Origin of the sequence: Actinomadura chokoriensis, assembly GCF_039529475.1 — a bacterium.
Classification (GTDB): Bacteria; Actinomycetota; Actinomycetes; order Streptosporangiales; family Streptosporangiaceae; genus Spirillospora; species Spirillospora bangladeshensis.
Map to the genome: position 1 here is coordinate 88,593 of NZ_BAAAMW010000003.1, position 15,968 is coordinate 104,560.

Sequence of the window (15,968 nt, forward strand, 5' to 3'; positions counted from 1 at the left end):
GATGTCACAATGGGGCCAGAGTAAGATCGCGGGAACATGGCCGAGTACCGAATCGACGAGCTGGCGCGGCTGGCCGGGAGCACCGTCCGCAACATCCGCGCCTACCAGGACCGGGGGCTGCTGCCGCCGCCGCGCCTCGAGGGCCGCGTCGGCCTGTACGACGACTCGCACCTCGCGCGGCTCCGGCTGATCGGCCAGCTGCTCGGCCGCGGCTACACGTTCGCGATCATCAAGGACTTGCTGTCGGCCTGGGAGACGGGCAAGGACGTCGGCGAGGTGCTCGGGCTGGAGAAGGTCCTGACCGACCCCTGGTCGGACGAGATCCCCGGCACGACGACCTACGAGGAGCTCGTCGAGATCTTCGGCACCGGCCTGGACGAGGACGAGATCGTCCGCATCCAGCAGCGGACCGTCGAACTGGGCCTGATCGAGCCGGAGGGCGACAAGTTCCGGGTGCCGAGCCCGCGGCTGCTCCATGTGGGCGCCGAACTGGTCGCGGCGGGGATCCCGCTGGACTCGGTGCTCGACATAGCCGCCGAGATCCGCGACGACTGCGATGTGATCGCCGGGCGGTTCGTCAACCTCGTCCAGGAGCACGTCTTCGGCCGGCTGGAGGCGCAGCCCGTCCCGGACGGCGACGAGGTCGCGGAGGTCGCCGCCGTCGTCCGCCGGATGCGGCCGCTGGTGAAGATGGTCGTCGAGCCGTTCATCGCGCGGGCGATGGAGACCCGCGTCCAGGCGGCGCTCGGCGAGCGGCTCGAAATGCTCCGGGAGCGGCCCGCGGGCGACTGACCGGGCCGCGGCCACCACGGCGTCACAGCAGCGTGGCGCCCCAGACGACCGTCACCTGGTGGGGCGCGCCCTCGGAGTCGGTGAACGTGAGCGTCCCCTGGCCGGGCAGGCCGATGATCGCCGTGCGGAGGGTGAGCGTCAGGTTCGTCGTGTCGCCGTCGGACATGCCGCCCTGCATCTCCGACAGGATCAGCTGGCTCGTCGACGTCATCGCCGTCCAGGAGACCGGGCCGCCGCTGGCGGCGAGGCTGACGTGCGCGGTCTTCGTCCCGTACATCTCGACCTTGGCGGGGTTCACCACGAGGACGCCCGGCTTCGCGGGCGGGTCGGCCGGCTGCGACGGCGTCGCCGGCGGGCTCGTCGGGTGCTCGGAGTCCTGCCGCTCGGTCGGCTGCGGCCCGGGCGGCTGCGCGGGCCGGGTCTGCCGCCCCCCGCCGGTCCCCTGGGTCGGCCGCCCGCCGCCACCGCCGTCCGATGGGGACTCATGGGTGATCGACGGCTGCGGCTGCGTCCGGAACGGCGGCCAGGACAGCGTCCCGCTGCCGATGCCGGGGCCCATCACCAGCACCGCGATGACGGCCGCGACCAGCGCGCCCGCCATGCCGCCGCCGGTGAACAGCCAGCGCCGGGTGAACGGCGACGGCACGTCCGGCTGGCTCGGCAGGCCGGACGGGGTGAGCGCGCCGCCCCGCGCCGCGATGTCGGCCCGGTAGCCGGCCAGCTCCGGGTCGGTGGCGGTGTGCATGACACGGTGCCGCAGCGCGGCCGGCAGCACGGGCGCGGGCGCGCGGCGCAGCAGCGCGGCGGGGGACACCCGGCCGCGCCGCAGGCAGTCGAGGCAGTCGGCGACGTGCCGTTCGATCCCCGGGTCGGCGGGGGAGTCGTCGCCCCGCCGCCGCAGCATCCGCGCCAGCCCCCCGGCCGGACGGGACGGGACGGCCGGCGCGGGCTCCTCCCGCGCCGGTGCGCGGGCGGCGAGCACGGCGACCGCGGTCGGCTCGGGCTCACGCTCGGACCCGGTCGCGGCCGGTCCGGCGGCGCACGCGCGCTCGGTGCCGCGGATCACCTGCTGGAGCGCGGCCTCCAGTTCGGCGCGCCCCCGGCGCACCCGCATCGCGGCCCGCCGCGGCGACAAGCCGAGCGCCGCCCCGAGCCGGGCGGGGCGCAGCCCGTGCCGGAACACCAGGACCATGATCTCCTGGTCGACGGGCTCCAGCCGGGACAGGCAGGCGCGGAGCAGGCCGTGCAGCTCGTCCGGCGGCGGCCATTCGAGGCCGAGCTCGTCGTCGTCGGCACGGTCCACGAACGGCGCGTCGGAGAACTCGCCGTCCCGGTCCCAGAACAGCACCTTCGCGCGGCCCCGCCGGACGCAGCGGCGCCGCGCCGCCCCGTACAGCCACGAGCCGAGGTGCAGGTGGTCGCGCAGCCGGGGGGCGCGGCGGGACGCGTCGATGAACGTGTCGTGGACGATGTCGGCGGCGAGCTTCTCATCGCCCGTCATCGACGATGCGTAATCGTAGAGGCGCTCGGCGTACTCGTCGTAGAGCGCGGCGAGGGCGGCCTCGTCGCCTTCGTTCAGCCCCTTGACCAGGTCACGGTCGGCCGAGTGTGCGGAGGTGGACAACCTGGGCATTCACGCTCCCGGCAGCGGCATGAGGGGTCCGCCCCCACGAGGGTCATCCGGACAATCAGCCCACCTTGCATACACCCGCGGACCCCATCTGCACCACATCATCTCCCGAAATCCACCATTAAGGTAACACCCGGGTGAGATATCGCCTCTCTCCGTGACGACGCGTCCCGTGACTCCGGGTCAGAATCCCGTCAGCCGACGTGCCTGACCTCCAGGTCACCGTCCGCGTACCGGCGCCTGAGCACCTTCTTGTCGAACTTTCCCACACTCGTCTTGGGGACTTCGGCGATGAACGACCAGCGCTCGGGGAGCTGCCATTTCGGGATCCGGTCGGACAGGAACTCGCGCAGCTCCTCCGGCGTGGCCTCGGCGCCCTCCCGCAGCACGACCGAGGCGAGCGGGCGCTCCTGCCACCGGTCGTCGGGGACGCCGACCACGGCCGCCTCCACGATGTCCGGGTGCGCCATCAGGTGGTTCTCCAGCTCGACCGAGGAGATCCATTCGCCGCCCGACTTGATGACGTCCTTCGCCCGGTCGGTGAGGACGAGGTAGCCGTCCGCCGACAGCGTCCCCACGTCGCCCGTCCGCAGCCAGCCGTCGTGGAACTTCCCGGGGTCCTCGTCGAGGTAGTAGGCGCCGGTGATCCACGGCCCGCGGATCTCGGCCTCCCCCACCGCCTCGCCGTCGTTCGCGAGCACCCGGTCGCCGTCCCCGACGATCCGCATCTCCAGGCCCGCGAGGACGCGGCCCTGGCTGACACGCGCCCGCCAGGCGTCCTCCTCGGAGGCGTTCACCGGCGGGTGCGCCACCGACGCGACCGGCGACGTCTCCGTCATCCCCCACGCCTGGACGATCCGGACGCCGATCTCGTCGAACCCGCGCATCAGCGCCGCCGGCACCGCCGACCCGCCGCACGGGACGAGCCGCAGCGAGCTCAGGTCGGACCCGTGCTCCTTCGTGTGGCGCAGGACGTCCGACCAGATCGTGGGCACCGCCCCGGCGACCGTGGGGCGCTCCGCCTCGATCAGCCGGACGAGCGGCTCGGCCTGCAGGAACCGGTCCGGCATGGCCAGCGACGCGCCCGCCATGACGGCCGCGTAGGGCATGCCCCAGGCGTTCGCGTGGAACATCGGCACCACCGGCAGCACGATGTCGGACGCGCTCAGCCCGATCGCGTTGCCCGTGCAGGTCGCCATCGAGTGCAGGTACGCCGACCGGTGCGAGTAGACGACGCCCTTCGGGTTCCCGGTCGTGCCGCTCGTGTAGCACATGGCCGCCGCCGACCGCTCGTCGATCTCCGGCCAGTCGAACTCCGCCGGCGCCGCGGCCAGCAGCTCCTCGTACCGGTGCAGCTCCTTGCCCGCGCCCTCCAGCGGCGCGGTGTCGCCGTCCCCCACCACGACCACGTGCCGGACGGTCTTGAACTGCGGCAGCACCGGCGCCAGCAGCGGGATCAGCGACCCGTCGACGAGGACGATCCGGTCCTCGGCGTGGTTCGCGATGTAGACGAGCTGGTCGGGGAAGAGCCGCAGGTTGAGGGTGTGCAGCACCGCCCCCATCGACGGCACCGCGAGGTACGCCTCCAAGTGCTCGGCGTTGTTCCACATGAACGTGGCGACGCGCTGGTCGCCGTCCACGCCGAGGCCGCGCAGCGCCCCCGCCAGCCGGGCGGCGCGCTCACCGACCTCCGCGTAGGTCCGGCGCCGGGCGCCGTCCCCCGTCCAGGTGGACACTTCGGCATCGCCGAAGACCCCCGCGCCATAGCGCATGATCGTGGTAATCGTCAGCGGAAAGTCCTGCATGGTACTGAACACGGCGCCTCCTGCGAGAACGGCTCCCCACCGGGATTTTCGCAGTGTTCGCCCGGAGGGGCCATCCCCCGGCCTCCGCTTCCGGATCTTCAGTACAACTCGCGGAGGCGGGTCATCGCCCGGGAGACGGTGGATTTGACCGTGCCCACGCTCACCCCGAGGGCCTCGGCTATTTCGCGTTCGGACATGTCCTCGTAATAGCGGAGCATGACGGCGATGCGCTGGCGCTCGGGGAGGCGGTCGAGGGCGCGGCCGAGCGCGTCGTGCATCTCGCTGCGGTCGGTGTGGTCCTCGACGGGGCGGTCCGGGAGCCGGTCGGTGGGGTAGACCTCGAGCTTGCGGCGCCGCCACCAGGAGATCTGCGTATTGACCATGGCGCGGCGGACGTAGCCGTCCACGGCGGCGCGGTCCTCGATGCGGTCCCAGGCGACGTAGGTCTTGGCGAGGGCGGATTGCAGCAGGTCCTCGGCCTCAGCGCGGTCGCCGGCCAGCCGAGCCGCCGTGCGCAGCAGGACGGGCCTGCGCTCCGCCACGTACGCACCGAACTCCTCGTGCCGCGTCGCGTTCACAACATCACCGGACCAAGGGGTTGGGGAGTCGGCACCGGACCGCTCCCGGGGTATGGTCGACGATCGCAGGAAGATCGTAATTTCGGGCCTACATAAATCACATATCCGGGTCAACCAGTTCATAATCTTCATCCCAGGTAGATCAGACATCCACCGCCGGTTGACTTATCGCGACAAATCCATCGACAGGCGAGGTCACGGCACGTGAGCCTATGACTCACCGTCTACCCGTCCGTGCCCAGAGTGATCAATGCCGGAGTGCCGCCATGCCGTCGCCCAGCCGTGATGCGCGCCGCCGCCGGCGCGCCGCCGTGTTCGGGGCGCCCCCCGCGCCGCCCGGCCCCGCGGAGGCGCGCCCGCCGCTGCGCGCGGTCTCCGGGATCGTGCTGGACGCCAGCCCGCACCTGCTGGTGCTCGCCGCCGGCGGCACGGAGGTGCGGCTCGCGATGAGCGGGGACACCCGGGTCTGGCACGGCGGGCGCGGGGGCCTCGCCGCGCTCCGGCCGGGCCGCCCGGTGATCGTCCGGCGGGGCGAGCGCGGCGTCGCCGAGCGGGTCTGGGTCGAGATCGGACGCGTCGCGGGCACGATCCTGGCGTGCGGGCGGGACGCCGTGGAGGTGGACATGGGCGCTCACCGCGGGCGCGCCCGTGTGGTGATCCCCCCGCACGCCCTCGGCCGGATCCTCGTCCGGCATCCGCGCCTGGAGCCCGGCTACCTGATCGATGTGATCTGCGTCGGGTCGCCGGACGGGCCGCGCGCGGTGCGTCCCGGCACGTCCCAGCCCGGATACCGGGCCGACGACCTCGCCGCGCCGGAGGCGACCGCGCCCGTGCCGGAGGTGCTGCGCGGGACGGCGACCTGGTTCGGGGACGCCGGCGGTGAGGCACCGGACGGGGCGGCCTACCCGGCGGTCGACTCCGAGGGGGCCGCCGGGGGATGCGCGGACGCCCCGTCCGGGTGCGCCCCGTTCCCGTACCTGTCGCTGGGCAGCGGGATCACCGTCCACAACGAGTGCGGCGGGCGGGCCGCGACCGTGCCGGTGGTCGAGTGCGGCTGCACGGCGGCCCGGTTCTGCGACCGGTGCGTGGAGTGCGGCGCGTCCCCGCGCGGGCGGATCGTCGAGCTGACGCCCGCCGCGTTCGCCGCGCTCGGCGGCGACCTCGATGCGGGCTGCTTCAACGCGTCCGTCCGCCCGGACCTGCCGGTGGAGGGGCCATGATGACGGCGTTCCAGAACACCCAGGTGCTGCTGCTCGCGGCGGTGCTGCTGGCCGCGTGCCTGGCGAAGCTGACGGTCCGGGAGCGGGCGGCGGACGCGCCCGACCATGTGCACGGCGTGCCGGTGCCGGCGGGGCTCGCGCGGCTGACGGCGGTGCGCCGCAGCCGCGGCATGACGGTCGGGCTGGGGCTCGGCGAGGGCGTCCTCGGGCTGGCGCTGCTGGTCACCTCGCACCTGTCGGTGCGGCTCGCGACGACGATCGCGTTCGCGGCGGCGACCTGGGTCGTCGGCGAACTGCGGGTGCACCGGCCGGACGCCGGGTGCGGCTGCTTCGGCGGCCTCAGCGGCAAGAGGGTCGGGCGGCGCAGCGTGCTGCGCGCCGTGCTGTTCACCGGCGCGGGGATCGCCTCGCTGGGCGCGCCGCTCGCGGGCGTGGACGTGCTGCGGGACGTGCAGGTCCAGGTCGGGCTGGTGTTCGCGATGGAGGTCGCCCTGCTCGCGGTGCTGTCGCCGGAGCTGGCCGAACTGCTGGAGCGCCGGAGGATGCCCGCCGACCTGCCGTGCGAGCGGCGGCGCAGCCCGATGGCGGAGACGTACGCGACGCTCTACGAGAGCGAGGCGTGGGCGGCGCACGAGAACGCGATCGCGAGCGCCGTCCCGCTGGACGTGTGGCGGGAGGGCGGCTGGCGGTTCGTGGCCTTCGCCGCCCGGGTGGACGACCGGGACGTGGAGGTCGTGTTCGCCGTCTCCACCGCCGAACGCGACCGAACCGTCCGATCGGCCATCGCGGTACCGGAACCGTCTGCCACCGTCTAGCGCACTCTCAGACACGTCCAAGAGACACCTAGAGACACCCCCAACCCGCCCCCGGATGCGTTGACCTGCGGCGTGTTGTTGTTATGAGGCGCCCTATAACAACAACACGCCGCAGGTCAACGAAGTGGCGGCAGGGCTGGTGGGGTTACCAGGGGCTGTCGTCGTCGTGGGGGCCGTACTCGTCCTCCTGGCGGCCGGGGCCCTCGCCGGGGCGGGAGGTCCGCAGGCCGTCGGCCATTTCGGACGCGTAGTCGCCCTGGCCGCTGTAGTCGCCGCTCGGGATGCGGCCGCCCTGGTCCCGCGTCTCGTCGTAGCCCATGCCGGAGTCGTGGCCCATGGCGGAGTCGTGGTCCAGGGAGGAGGGGGTGTCGTCCTGGCCCGCGTAGTCCTCCTGGCCGTACTGGTTGTCCGGATCCTGACCGCGGAAGCGCTCTCGGTCTGTCATCTTTCCCCCCGATAGAGACCTGGTGCCCGATAGGTAGGCATTCGTCCGGGTTCTACCCAACCGCCACCGCGCGGCAACACCGGCCTCACCCACCTCAGCACCGTCTACGGCTTTCTATAAAAAAACCTAGAGAAGCCTAGATAAAGCCAGAGGCAACGCAAGCCAAATCTACGGTTCTCTACTGCTATCGCTAGAGAACCGGATATTGGCCGGACACCACGTCCGGGCACGGCTTTCTACCGTTCTCTAGCCTTTTCGCTAGAGAACTCGATACGGACGGATCGACCGTCAGGCGGGTTGCGAGCGGAGGAACTTGCCGAAGTGCGGCACCGTGAACGCGACCATGCCGCGCTCGGCGCTGTAGATGAGGCCCTTCTTGATGAGCCCGTCGCGGGCGGGCGACAGGCTGGACGGTTTGCGGCCCAGCGCGTCGGCGACCGCGGCCGTCGGCACGGGGTCGTCACCGAGCCCGGCCATCGCGCGCATGTAGTCGCGCTCGGCGGGGGTGGCGCGCTCGTAGCGGCTGCCGAAGAAGCCGACCGCGAGCTCGCTCTCCGCCTCCGGGGCGGCGACCTTGATGTCGTCGGCCGTGATCGGGGTGTCGGGCGCCACGTCCCAGACGACCTTCGCGTACGCCTGGACGAAGTACGGGTAGCCGTCGGCCGCCCCGTACAGCGCGTCGAGGGCGTCCCTGGTGAAGGTGACGTCCTCCCGCTCGGCCGGCGCCATCAGGGCGAAGTCGGCCGACTCGCGGTCGAGCCGGTCGATCCGCGCGTACCGGAAGAGCCGCTCGGAGTAGGACTTGCTGGCGGACAGCACGGCCGGAAGGTGCGGCAGCCCCGCGCCCACCACGATCAGCGGCCCGCCGACCTGCGACAGCTCGTGGCAGGCGGCGCACAGCGCGGAGACGTCGTCGGCCGGGACGTCCTGCATCTCGTCGACGAACAGCGCGATGCCGACGCCGACGTCGGTGGCGACGGACGCGGCGTCGACGAACAGCTCGGTGAGGTCGATCTCCAGGTCGCCGGAGTCGGCGCGGCCGCGCGCGGCGGGCACGTCGATGCCGGGCTGCCAGCGGTGCGCCCGCGCCTTGCTCTTGCCGGCCGGCTCGGGCCCGGACTGCGCGAACGCCTTCAGCACGCCGAGGAAGTCCTCGATGCGGTCGGGCGCGCGGTGCCGGGGCGCGAGCTCCCGGACGGCGCGGTGCAGCGCCGAGGCGACCGGCCGCCGGATCGACTGGTCGGGCCGGGCCTCGATCTTGCCCGTCCCCCACAGCCGCTGGATGGCCTGCGACCGGAACGCGTTGAGCAGCACGGTCTTGCCCACCCCGCGCAGCCCGGTGATGATCATGCTGCGCTCGGGACGCCCGCGGGCGACGCGTTCGAGCACCACCTCGAACTGCCGGAGCTCGCGGTCGCGGCCGGCCAGCTCCGGAGGGCGCTGCCCGGCGCCGGGGGCATAGGGGTTGCGCACGGGGTCCACGCTCTCGGACTCTATGAGGCGATATAGCTGCGGCCGTAGATTTACGTAGAAATCGCTGCGGCGTGTCGCGTGCTCGCGCCGCCGCCCGCAGCGCGCGGGAGCCTCGACTCCCCTCATGGCGGTCGCCACCATGCCGCCTCCCCGGGCGAGCGCTTCCGAACAGGTCGAACTTCTGTTCGACTATTCGAACACACTAGCGCACGCGTCCGCCACCGTCACGCGAATCCGGATAACGACGGGCGGGCCCGCGGGCGGCCCTGTCCGGAGCGGGGTATCCGGGCAGGACCGCCTGCGGGGGTCAGGTGAGGGATTCGTCGGCGTCGGACCGGTGCGGGACCTGCTCGGCCGGGACGGTGCCCATCCGGCCGGCCTGGAAGTCCTCGAACGCCTGGACGATCTCCTCGCGGGTGTTCATCACGAACGGGCCGTAGCGGGCGACCGGCTCCCGGATCGGGAGGCCGCCCAGGATCAGGATCTCCCATCCGTTCGCACTGGCCTGCGGCTGGGCGTCGGCGGCCCGCACGACGAGCCCGTCACCGTCCCCCTTGCGGTGGGAGCCGGCGAACACGGCGAGCTGCCCCTCGTCCAGCCCGACCTCCTCGACGCCGGCCGTGCCGCGTCCGGACAGGACGTACACGAGCGCGTTGAAGTCGCGCGGCCAGGGCAGTGCGAGCCGGGCGCCGGGCGCGACCGTCGCGTGCAGGTAGTTGATCGGCGTGTAGGTGACGCCGGGGCCGTCGTATCCGGCGACCGACCCGGCGATGACGCGGACCAGCGACGAGCCGTCGTCGGCGGCCAGCAGCTTGACGTCGCGGGCCTTGATGTCCTGGTAGCGCGGCGGAAGCCACTTCTGCGCGCGCGGCAGGTTCACCCAGAGCTGGACGCCGTGGAACAGCCCGCCCTTGGCGACCAGCTCCGGCGGCGGCTGCTCGATGTGCTGGATACCGGATGCGGATTAGATTCGCTAGCCCGTATGCTCTCGTCATGGCCCAGATGACAAGAGACCTTCACGTGGCAGGCAAGCACGCTCCGACTACATCACCGCTGGTCGCGGGCATCTATGACCGCGTGAGCAAGGTCGCCCGCGGTGGCGACCGGCGGTCCATGGAGCAGCAGAGCGAGGAGAACCGCGGGGCCATCGGCGCGAACGGATGGACTCCCGGCCCCGAGTACGACGGCGACGCCAACCGGTCCGCGTCCCGGTTCGCGACCAAGCAGCGTGACGACTTCGCGCGCCTGCTCGCCGACCTGGACGCCGGGCGCCTAGGCGTGCTCGTCATGTGGGAGACGTCGCGCGGCTCGCGCAAGCTCGGCGAGTGGGCGGGGATGCTCGACCTCTGCCGGGAACACGGCGTGCTGATCCACGTGACGAGCCACGGCCGGACGTACGACATGCGGAACGCTCGCGACTGGCGGACGCTCGCCGAAGACGGCGTAGACAACGCGTACGAGTCCGAGAAGACGTCGGGTCGACTGCGACGCGACGTCGCCGCGTCGGCGCGCGCCGGACGTCCGCACGGTCACGTGCCCTACGGGTACGTCCGGCAGTACGACCCGAAGACGGGCGCGCTTGTCGCCCAGGTGCCGGACACCGAACCGCGGGAGAGCGTCACGGGCGAGGAGTTCAGCCCGGCCGGGATCGTCCGGGAGATCGTCACTCGGACAGCGGGCGGCGATCCCGTCATCACGATCACGAACGACCTGAACGCGCGCGGCATCCCGAGCCCGCGCAACAAGGCATGGAGCCGGTACATCGTCAAGCGCGTCGCGACCAACCCCGTCTACATCGGCAAGCGCAGCCATCACGGCGAGCTGTCCGACGCGACATGGTCCGCGCTCGACAACGACGGCGACGACACGGAGTGGGAGGCGACCTATTGGAGCGCCGTCCGAACCCTGTCTGACCCGAAGCGGAAGACGACGCGTCCCGGCCGCCAGGTGCACCTTCTGACCTACTTCGCCGAGTGCGGGAAATGCGAGGCGCCGCTGTCCGGCCGGTACGTTACGGCGTCGGACGCCTGGTCGGTGAACTGCTCAAAGACGGACTGTGTCTCCACCCGCGAGGCGTGGCTAAACGAGCCGATCGAGCGCATCGTCAAGGCGCGACTCAAGCGACCGGACGCGTACGAGGCGTTCGCTGCGAGCGACGACAAGGCCGTCGTGGACGCGCAGCGCGAGGCGGCCGAGCTGCGGGCGCGCCTGGAGAGCTTCATTGACCGGGCGGCCGATGGCAAGATCACCGAGGATGCCCTAGGCCGGATCGAGCGCAGGCTAAAGCCGAAGATCGCGGACGCGGACCGGCGGGCCCGTGATGCTGCCATCCCTCGGGCGTTGCGGGAACTGGTCGAGCCGGACGCCGACGTAGACGCGCGTTGGAAGGCGATGAGCGTTCCCGCTAAGCGCGAGGTCATCGGCGTCATCCTCGAACGGATTGCGCTCGACCGGTCGTCGACGCGCGGCGGCCGCCGCGGCTCTCTCGACTGGACGCGCGTCCGCGTGCTTCCCCGTGGCTCTGAGGAATGGGTGCGACTCAAGAACCCGGAAGAAATGGAATAAATCAGAATCGAACATATGCGCTAACATGGCCTAGCGGGGTCGGGGTCGCCCGAATGCGGCGAATGGGCCGACCATCAGCGCGCCCGAGGCTTGACCTCGGGTCGCTGTAAACCGCCAAGACGGTGCGTAGGCGCATGCGGCGGCACTAGCCGACCGTACAGCCGCCTGGACGTCGGGTTCGTTATCGGAATCCTCATGTCCGGAGCGTCATGCCCACGTCGCCCAACTCATGGACCCATTACCGCGCACGCATCGCCAATGCGAAGCGGCGCAACCCGAACGCGGACACGACCGATCTTGAACGGGCTCTCAAGGCCGCGCGAGCCGAGGAGTACATCCGTGGTCTGGTCGAGACGTTCCCGCCCCTGACCGGCGAGCAGAAAGCCCGCCTCGTTGCGCTGTTCCGTCAGTCCGCCACCACGCCGGACGGCGGTGCATCGGATGCCGCATGACGAGAAAGGCCGCCCCGACGACAGGGGCGGCCTTCACAACGTTCGACCTGGCGAGGTAGACGTCACCACCACGATACGCCAGCACGGACGGCCGTGATGGGCGCCGGTAACGCCAAAGCCGCAATGCACATGTGGCGCAACCTGTCGCACGCATCCATGCGGGCATTCGTCCACATGGCGCTTGTCAGCCTGGACGATGACCTTCCGCCGGTCTACTTCGCCGGCCGCGAGGCTCTAGCGATGGCGCTAGGCCGCACCATACCGCCAGAGGATGACGACCCGGCCGTCATCCGAGAGCGCAGAGCCGCGTTCCGCGTCGTAGACCGCGCGCTGAAGGACCTGACCGACGCGGGAGCGATCGAACTCGTTAGAGCGAGCGCACCCGGCGGCCGGAACGCACGGTACGCGCTCAACCTCACTGGCCCACGAACCACGGTGACCGTGGACCGTTCGGACCACGGTCACCGTGGACCGAAGCGTGATCGAGCACGGGCGAACGGACCACGGTCAGCGTCGTCAACGAACCACGGTCAGCGTCACGAACGGACCACGGTAAGCGTCACAACGGACCACGGTAAGCGTGGTCCCGAGGAGAAGGAGGAGGACGGAGGACTTAGAACAGGAGTAGTCGGCTCGTCTGGTCACGGACCTTCAGGTAGTGCGCACGCGCGAGCGAGCGAAGACGACAGACGACGAAGAGATCAATCACAACCGACATGCGAGCACTGCCGCACCGTGCTCGATCCGGACGGCTCATGCTTCGTTTGCGCCTCTGCTAGGCACCGACCCGTGGAGGTCCCATGACGACGTATCACGTAAGCGACACAGACGGCCGAGACGTCCCAACCATCGAGGGCCTGGCCCTGATCCTCGCCCTACCCGTTGACGTCGTCAGGGCAACCATTGACGAGCGCGCGGAACGCGACGCGGAAGGCTGGTTCAAGCTGCCTCGCCCATGGGTCCGGCGTTCTCGCCGCAACGTCGCACGCGTTCGCGCGCGGCTCGGCCACCGGGCGGGCCTGGTCGAAGTGCTCGGCTGGCTGGCTGACGAGCAGATCAAGGAGAGATGACGTGACCCCCTTCGAGATCAAGCTACGAACGATCATCACCGCAAGCATCGTCGGACTGTCCGACACCGACCGAACCGAACGCATCGCATGGTGCCGCTCGACCGGACAGCACGGCGTGACGATGTTCGATGAAGGCGACATGATCCGGCTCGACTGGGGCGGCCGGACGCTCGCCGCGGTCGAGCGCGCAATACTCGCCGACGACTCGACAGAGCTGCCGCCACCGCTGGCCGTGCCCGAGGTCCCGGACGACGCGCGCGACCTCACCGACGCGTGACCACGCCACGGATTTTTTGGGCAGCGGCGGCCGGAAGGCCCCATGCCCAACACTTTCTTTCTCTCTCCCCGGCATCGCCGTGAGCGACTCGGGCGCGGTGTCGGGGGTGTCCGGTATCCTTGATCGTCAAGCAGCACCGCAAGCGGCGCGGCACGTCTCGTCAGAGGCCCCGTCGCCCGCCCGGACACGCTGCACCGCACGGCCCGTCACGCCTCGCATGGAAGGCCCCGACACCCGAAGCGGAAGACCCGACAGTCTTCGCCCAGGGAGGGCCGCATGCCGCAGATGACCGCCGCAGAGATCGAACGGCGTATTGCCGAGATCGGTCGGGAGCTGGAGGCGCTCGACCAGGACGCCGGAAACGCCGATCTGGTCGGAGAGGCGCGCGACCGGTGGGACGCGCTCGCGACCGAGCTGGAGGACCTGCGGACGCAGCGGGACGCCGAGCGCGCCGAGCGTCTCCGGCAGTCGCGTTCCCGTACCGGCGCAACCCGATTCGGCTCCGGCCCTGACCCGGTGCCGAGCCCAGACGGCACGACCGGTTCCCTGCGCTCGACGGCGCTCCGGCAGGTCGAGCAGGCCGTCAGGCGGGGATGGCTCCCCGGTCACGGCGCCGAACGCGTCTCGGCGCTCCTGGACGCGCCCGGCCCCGACGCCGAGCGCCAGGCCGCCGCGCTCTGGGCAGCGACCGCTGGTCACCCGGCCTACCGGTCCGCGTTCGCCAAACTCGCCGTGGACCCACAGCGCGGACACCTGGAGTGGACGGGCGAGGAACAGGACGCGTTCCGCGCCGTCGCCGAGATGCGCCGTCGCGTGGAAGGCCGCGCCGGTCTGACGACGAGCGGCTACGTGCTGCCGGTGACCGTTGACCCGGTCGTCATGCTGACCAACGATGGCAGCGCCTCGCCGCTGCGTTCCCTGGCCCACGTCGTCACGACCGTGACGAGCAAGTGGACCGGGATCACCTCCGCGGGCGCAACGGCCGAATGGAAGCCCGAGGGCGATGAGGCGGCGGACGGCACCCCGGCCGCCGCTCCGGCCGAGATCCCCGTGCACTCTTCGGACGTTGACGCGCTGTTCTCGTACGAGGTCGCGCAGGACGGCCCGGACTTCCTGAACCAGCTCACCACGGTCATGGGGGACGCGCTCGACAACCTGTGGGCGACCGGCTACACCACGGGGACCGGGATCGGGCAGCCCGAGGGCATCATCACGGGTCTAGCCGGCACCGCGTCGGAGATCACCGGCGGTGGTACCGAGGCCCTGGACGACGGCGACCCGTACAAGCTGCAGGACGACCTCGGCGCGCGGTTCAGCGCGAACGCGGTGTTCATGTCGCACATCGCCACGGCGAACGCGTTCCGGCAGATGGAGACCACGAACGGGGCGCTGAAGTTCCCCGAGCTGCGGCAGAGCCCGCCCATGCTGCTGGGGAAGCGGTGGCACGAGAACAGCCTCATGGACGGGGTCATCAATCCGGCCGTCTCGGAGGCGAATCGCGTGCTCGTCTACGGGGACGTCCGACGCGGGTTCGTGATCGTTGACCGCGTCGGGACGTCGGTGGAGTTCCTGCCCGCCTACGGCACAGACCCGGTCCGGCCGAGGCCGACCGCGGAGCGTCACGCGTTCCTGTTCGCGCGTACCGGCTCGGGCGTGGTCGTGCCCGAGGCGCTGCGACTGCTGAACGTCCCCACCACGGCCTAAGGGTTGTCCGATGGCGTCGGATACGTCACTGGTCTTCAGCCTCATCACGAAGGACAAAGCGTCCGGGGGATTCGACCAGGCATCCGAATCGATCGACCGGATGAAACAGAAGATGAGCACCGTTGACGGTGGGGCCGCGGATGGCCTCACCCGATTCGGAAATGCCGCAGATACTGCGGATACACGCGCTATGGGATTCCGGGACACCCTCACCGGCGTTCAGGACACCATGGCGGGAACGGCGATGCTTGCGAAAGGCCCGAGCTTCGAGGGGTTCTTGACGCTGGGTGCGGGTATCGGTGACCTCGGCTCGGGGATCTACAACTTTCTAGTGCCATCGTTGACGGCGATGAAGTCCGGTCTGATCGGTGTGAAGATTCAGGCCGCGCTGGCGTGGCTGGCAGCGCTCGGGCCGATTCCGCTGATCATCGCCGGTCTAGTCGCGCTCGGCGTCGGCTTGGTCCTGCTGTGGAAGAAATCGGAGACGTTCCGCAACATCGTCAAGGGCGCCTTCAATGCAGTGTGGTCCGCCATAAAATGGGTGTGGGACTGGACCAAGAAAAATTGGCCGCTACTGCTCGGAATCCTGGCCGGTCCTATCGGATGGGCGACGCTCGCGATAACGAAGAATTGGGACAAAATCAAAGCGGGTGGCTTGGCCGTTTGGCGGTGGCTTTCCGGCCTGCCAGGCAAAATCGCGTCTGGATTCTCGAAAGTGGGACAATGGATCTCGGCGCCGTTCCGGTGGGGTTTCAACGCCATCAGCCGGTTCTGGAACTCGACGGCCGGACGGCTCGCGTTCCGCGTCCCGTCGTGGGTGCCTGGTATCGGCGGCGCCGGGTGGTCCATGCCGCGGCTGCCGATGCTCGCCAAGGGCGGCATGATCCGCGGCGCCGGGTTCGCGATCGTCGGCGAGGCAGGCCCCGAAGTCGTTCATCTGCCGACCGGCGCCGCGGTGTCTCCGCTCGGCCGCGGTGGTCCGCAAGAGGTCCGGATCGTCCTCGAAGCTCGCGGCGCCGACCGGGCCACGCTGACGTTCCTGCGCTCGCTCGTCCGCGTCTACGGCCAGGGCAGCCCGGAGAAGGCGTTCAAGCCGATCTAAGACGGAAAGGGGCCGCACGGCTGCGCGTTGCCCGGGAAGG

The 15,968-nt window shown here is 70.7% G+C and carries 15 protein-coding genes; 9 read left to right on the forward strand and 6 right to left on the reverse strand.

The annotated features are described in order from the left end of the window. Positions 1-36 precede the first annotated feature (36 nt). Positions 37-792: a MerR family transcriptional regulator gene (locus ABFX46_RS08350; RefSeq protein WP_346040774.1), complete on the forward strand. Its 756-nt coding sequence runs from the start codon at positions 37-39 to the stop codon at positions 790-792. A gap of 22 nt (positions 793-814) precedes the next feature. Here the strand turns inward: ABFX46_RS08350 and ABFX46_RS08355 are convergent, their stop codons facing one another. The 3 genes from ABFX46_RS08355 to ABFX46_RS08365 form a co-directional block, all read right to left on the reverse strand. Then, positions 815-2,425 (reverse strand): RNA polymerase sigma factor, encoded by a 1,611-nt coding sequence (locus ABFX46_RS08355; RefSeq protein WP_346040775.1) that lies wholly within the window; start codon positions 2,423-2,425, stop codon positions 815-817. Between the two features lie 191 nt (positions 2,426-2,616). After that, positions 2,617-4,239, reverse strand: a complete 1,623-nt coding sequence (locus tag ABFX46_RS08360) for a long-chain fatty acid--CoA ligase (RefSeq protein ID WP_346040776.1) — start codon at positions 4,237-4,239, stop codon at positions 2,617-2,619. Between the two features lie 86 nt (positions 4,240-4,325). Continuing rightward, positions 4,326-4,805 (reverse strand): SigE family RNA polymerase sigma factor, encoded by a 480-nt coding sequence (locus ABFX46_RS08365; protein ID WP_346040777.1) that lies wholly within the window; start codon positions 4,803-4,805, stop codon positions 4,326-4,328. Between the two features lie 266 nt (positions 4,806-5,071). On the opposite strand from ABFX46_RS08365, the gene ABFX46_RS08370 reads away from it, so the two are divergent. Continuing rightward, a complete protein-coding gene (locus ABFX46_RS08370) occupies positions 5,072-6,025 on the forward strand; it encodes an RlpA-like double-psi beta-barrel domain-containing protein (RefSeq protein WP_346040778.1) in 954 nt (317 codons plus the stop codon). Next, positions 6,022-6,840: a MauE/DoxX family redox-associated membrane protein gene (locus ABFX46_RS08375; protein WP_346040779.1), complete on the forward strand. Its 819-nt coding sequence runs from the start codon at positions 6,022-6,024 to the stop codon at positions 6,838-6,840. Before ABFX46_RS08370 ends, ABFX46_RS08375 begins: the two co-directional genes overlap by 4 nt. A gap of 145 nt (positions 6,841-6,985) precedes the next feature. On the opposite strand, the gene ABFX46_RS08380 is transcribed toward ABFX46_RS08375, so the two are convergent. From ABFX46_RS08380 to ABFX46_RS08390, 3 genes are all read right to left on the reverse strand, one after another. Continuing rightward, positions 6,986-7,285, reverse strand: a complete 300-nt coding sequence (locus tag ABFX46_RS08380; protein ID WP_346040780.1) for a hypothetical protein — start codon at positions 7,283-7,285, stop codon at positions 6,986-6,988. Positions 7,286-7,573: 288 nt separating this feature from the next. Beyond that, positions 7,574-8,758, reverse strand: a complete 1,185-nt coding sequence (locus tag ABFX46_RS08385; protein WP_428831233.1) for an ATP-binding protein — start codon at positions 8,756-8,758, stop codon at positions 7,574-7,576. Positions 8,759-9,065: 307 nt separating this feature from the next. Beyond that, a complete protein-coding gene (locus tag ABFX46_RS08390; protein WP_346040781.1) occupies positions 9,066-9,638 on the reverse strand; it encodes a pirin family protein in 573 nt (190 codons plus the stop codon). 197 nt (positions 9,639-9,835) lie between these two features. Between ABFX46_RS08390 and ABFX46_RS08395 the strand changes: the two genes are divergently transcribed. From ABFX46_RS08395 to ABFX46_RS08420, 6 genes are all read left to right on the forward strand, one after another. After that, complete coding sequence (locus tag ABFX46_RS08395; RefSeq protein WP_346040782.1) at positions 9,836-11,323, forward strand: recombinase family protein; 1,488 nt, start codon at positions 9,836-9,838, stop codon at positions 11,321-11,323. Between the two features lie 209 nt (positions 11,324-11,532). Continuing rightward, positions 11,533-11,775, forward strand: coding sequence for a hypothetical protein (locus ABFX46_RS08400; protein WP_346040783.1), 243 nt, complete (start codon positions 11,533-11,535; stop codon positions 11,773-11,775). 800 nt (positions 11,776-12,575) lie between these two features. After that, on the forward strand, positions 12,576-12,845 hold the full coding sequence (locus tag ABFX46_RS08405) for a hypothetical protein (protein ID WP_346040784.1): 270 nt from the start codon (positions 12,576-12,578) through the stop codon (positions 12,843-12,845). 1 nt (position 12,846) lies between these two features. After that, the gene (locus tag ABFX46_RS08410) at positions 12,847-13,122 is read left to right on the forward strand and encodes a hypothetical protein (RefSeq protein ID WP_346040785.1); all 276 of its coding nucleotides are present in this window, start codon (positions 12,847-12,849) and stop codon (positions 13,120-13,122) included. Positions 13,123-13,398: 276 nt separating this feature from the next. Next, complete coding sequence (locus ABFX46_RS08415) at positions 13,399-14,826, forward strand: phage major capsid protein (protein WP_346040786.1); 1,428 nt, start codon at positions 13,399-13,401, stop codon at positions 14,824-14,826. 10 nt (positions 14,827-14,836) lie between these two features. Beyond that, positions 14,837-15,928, forward strand: coding sequence for a phage tail tape measure protein (locus ABFX46_RS08420; RefSeq protein ID WP_346040787.1), 1,092 nt, complete (start codon positions 14,837-14,839; stop codon positions 15,926-15,928). The last annotated feature ends 40 nt before the right edge of the window (positions 15,929-15,968 follow it).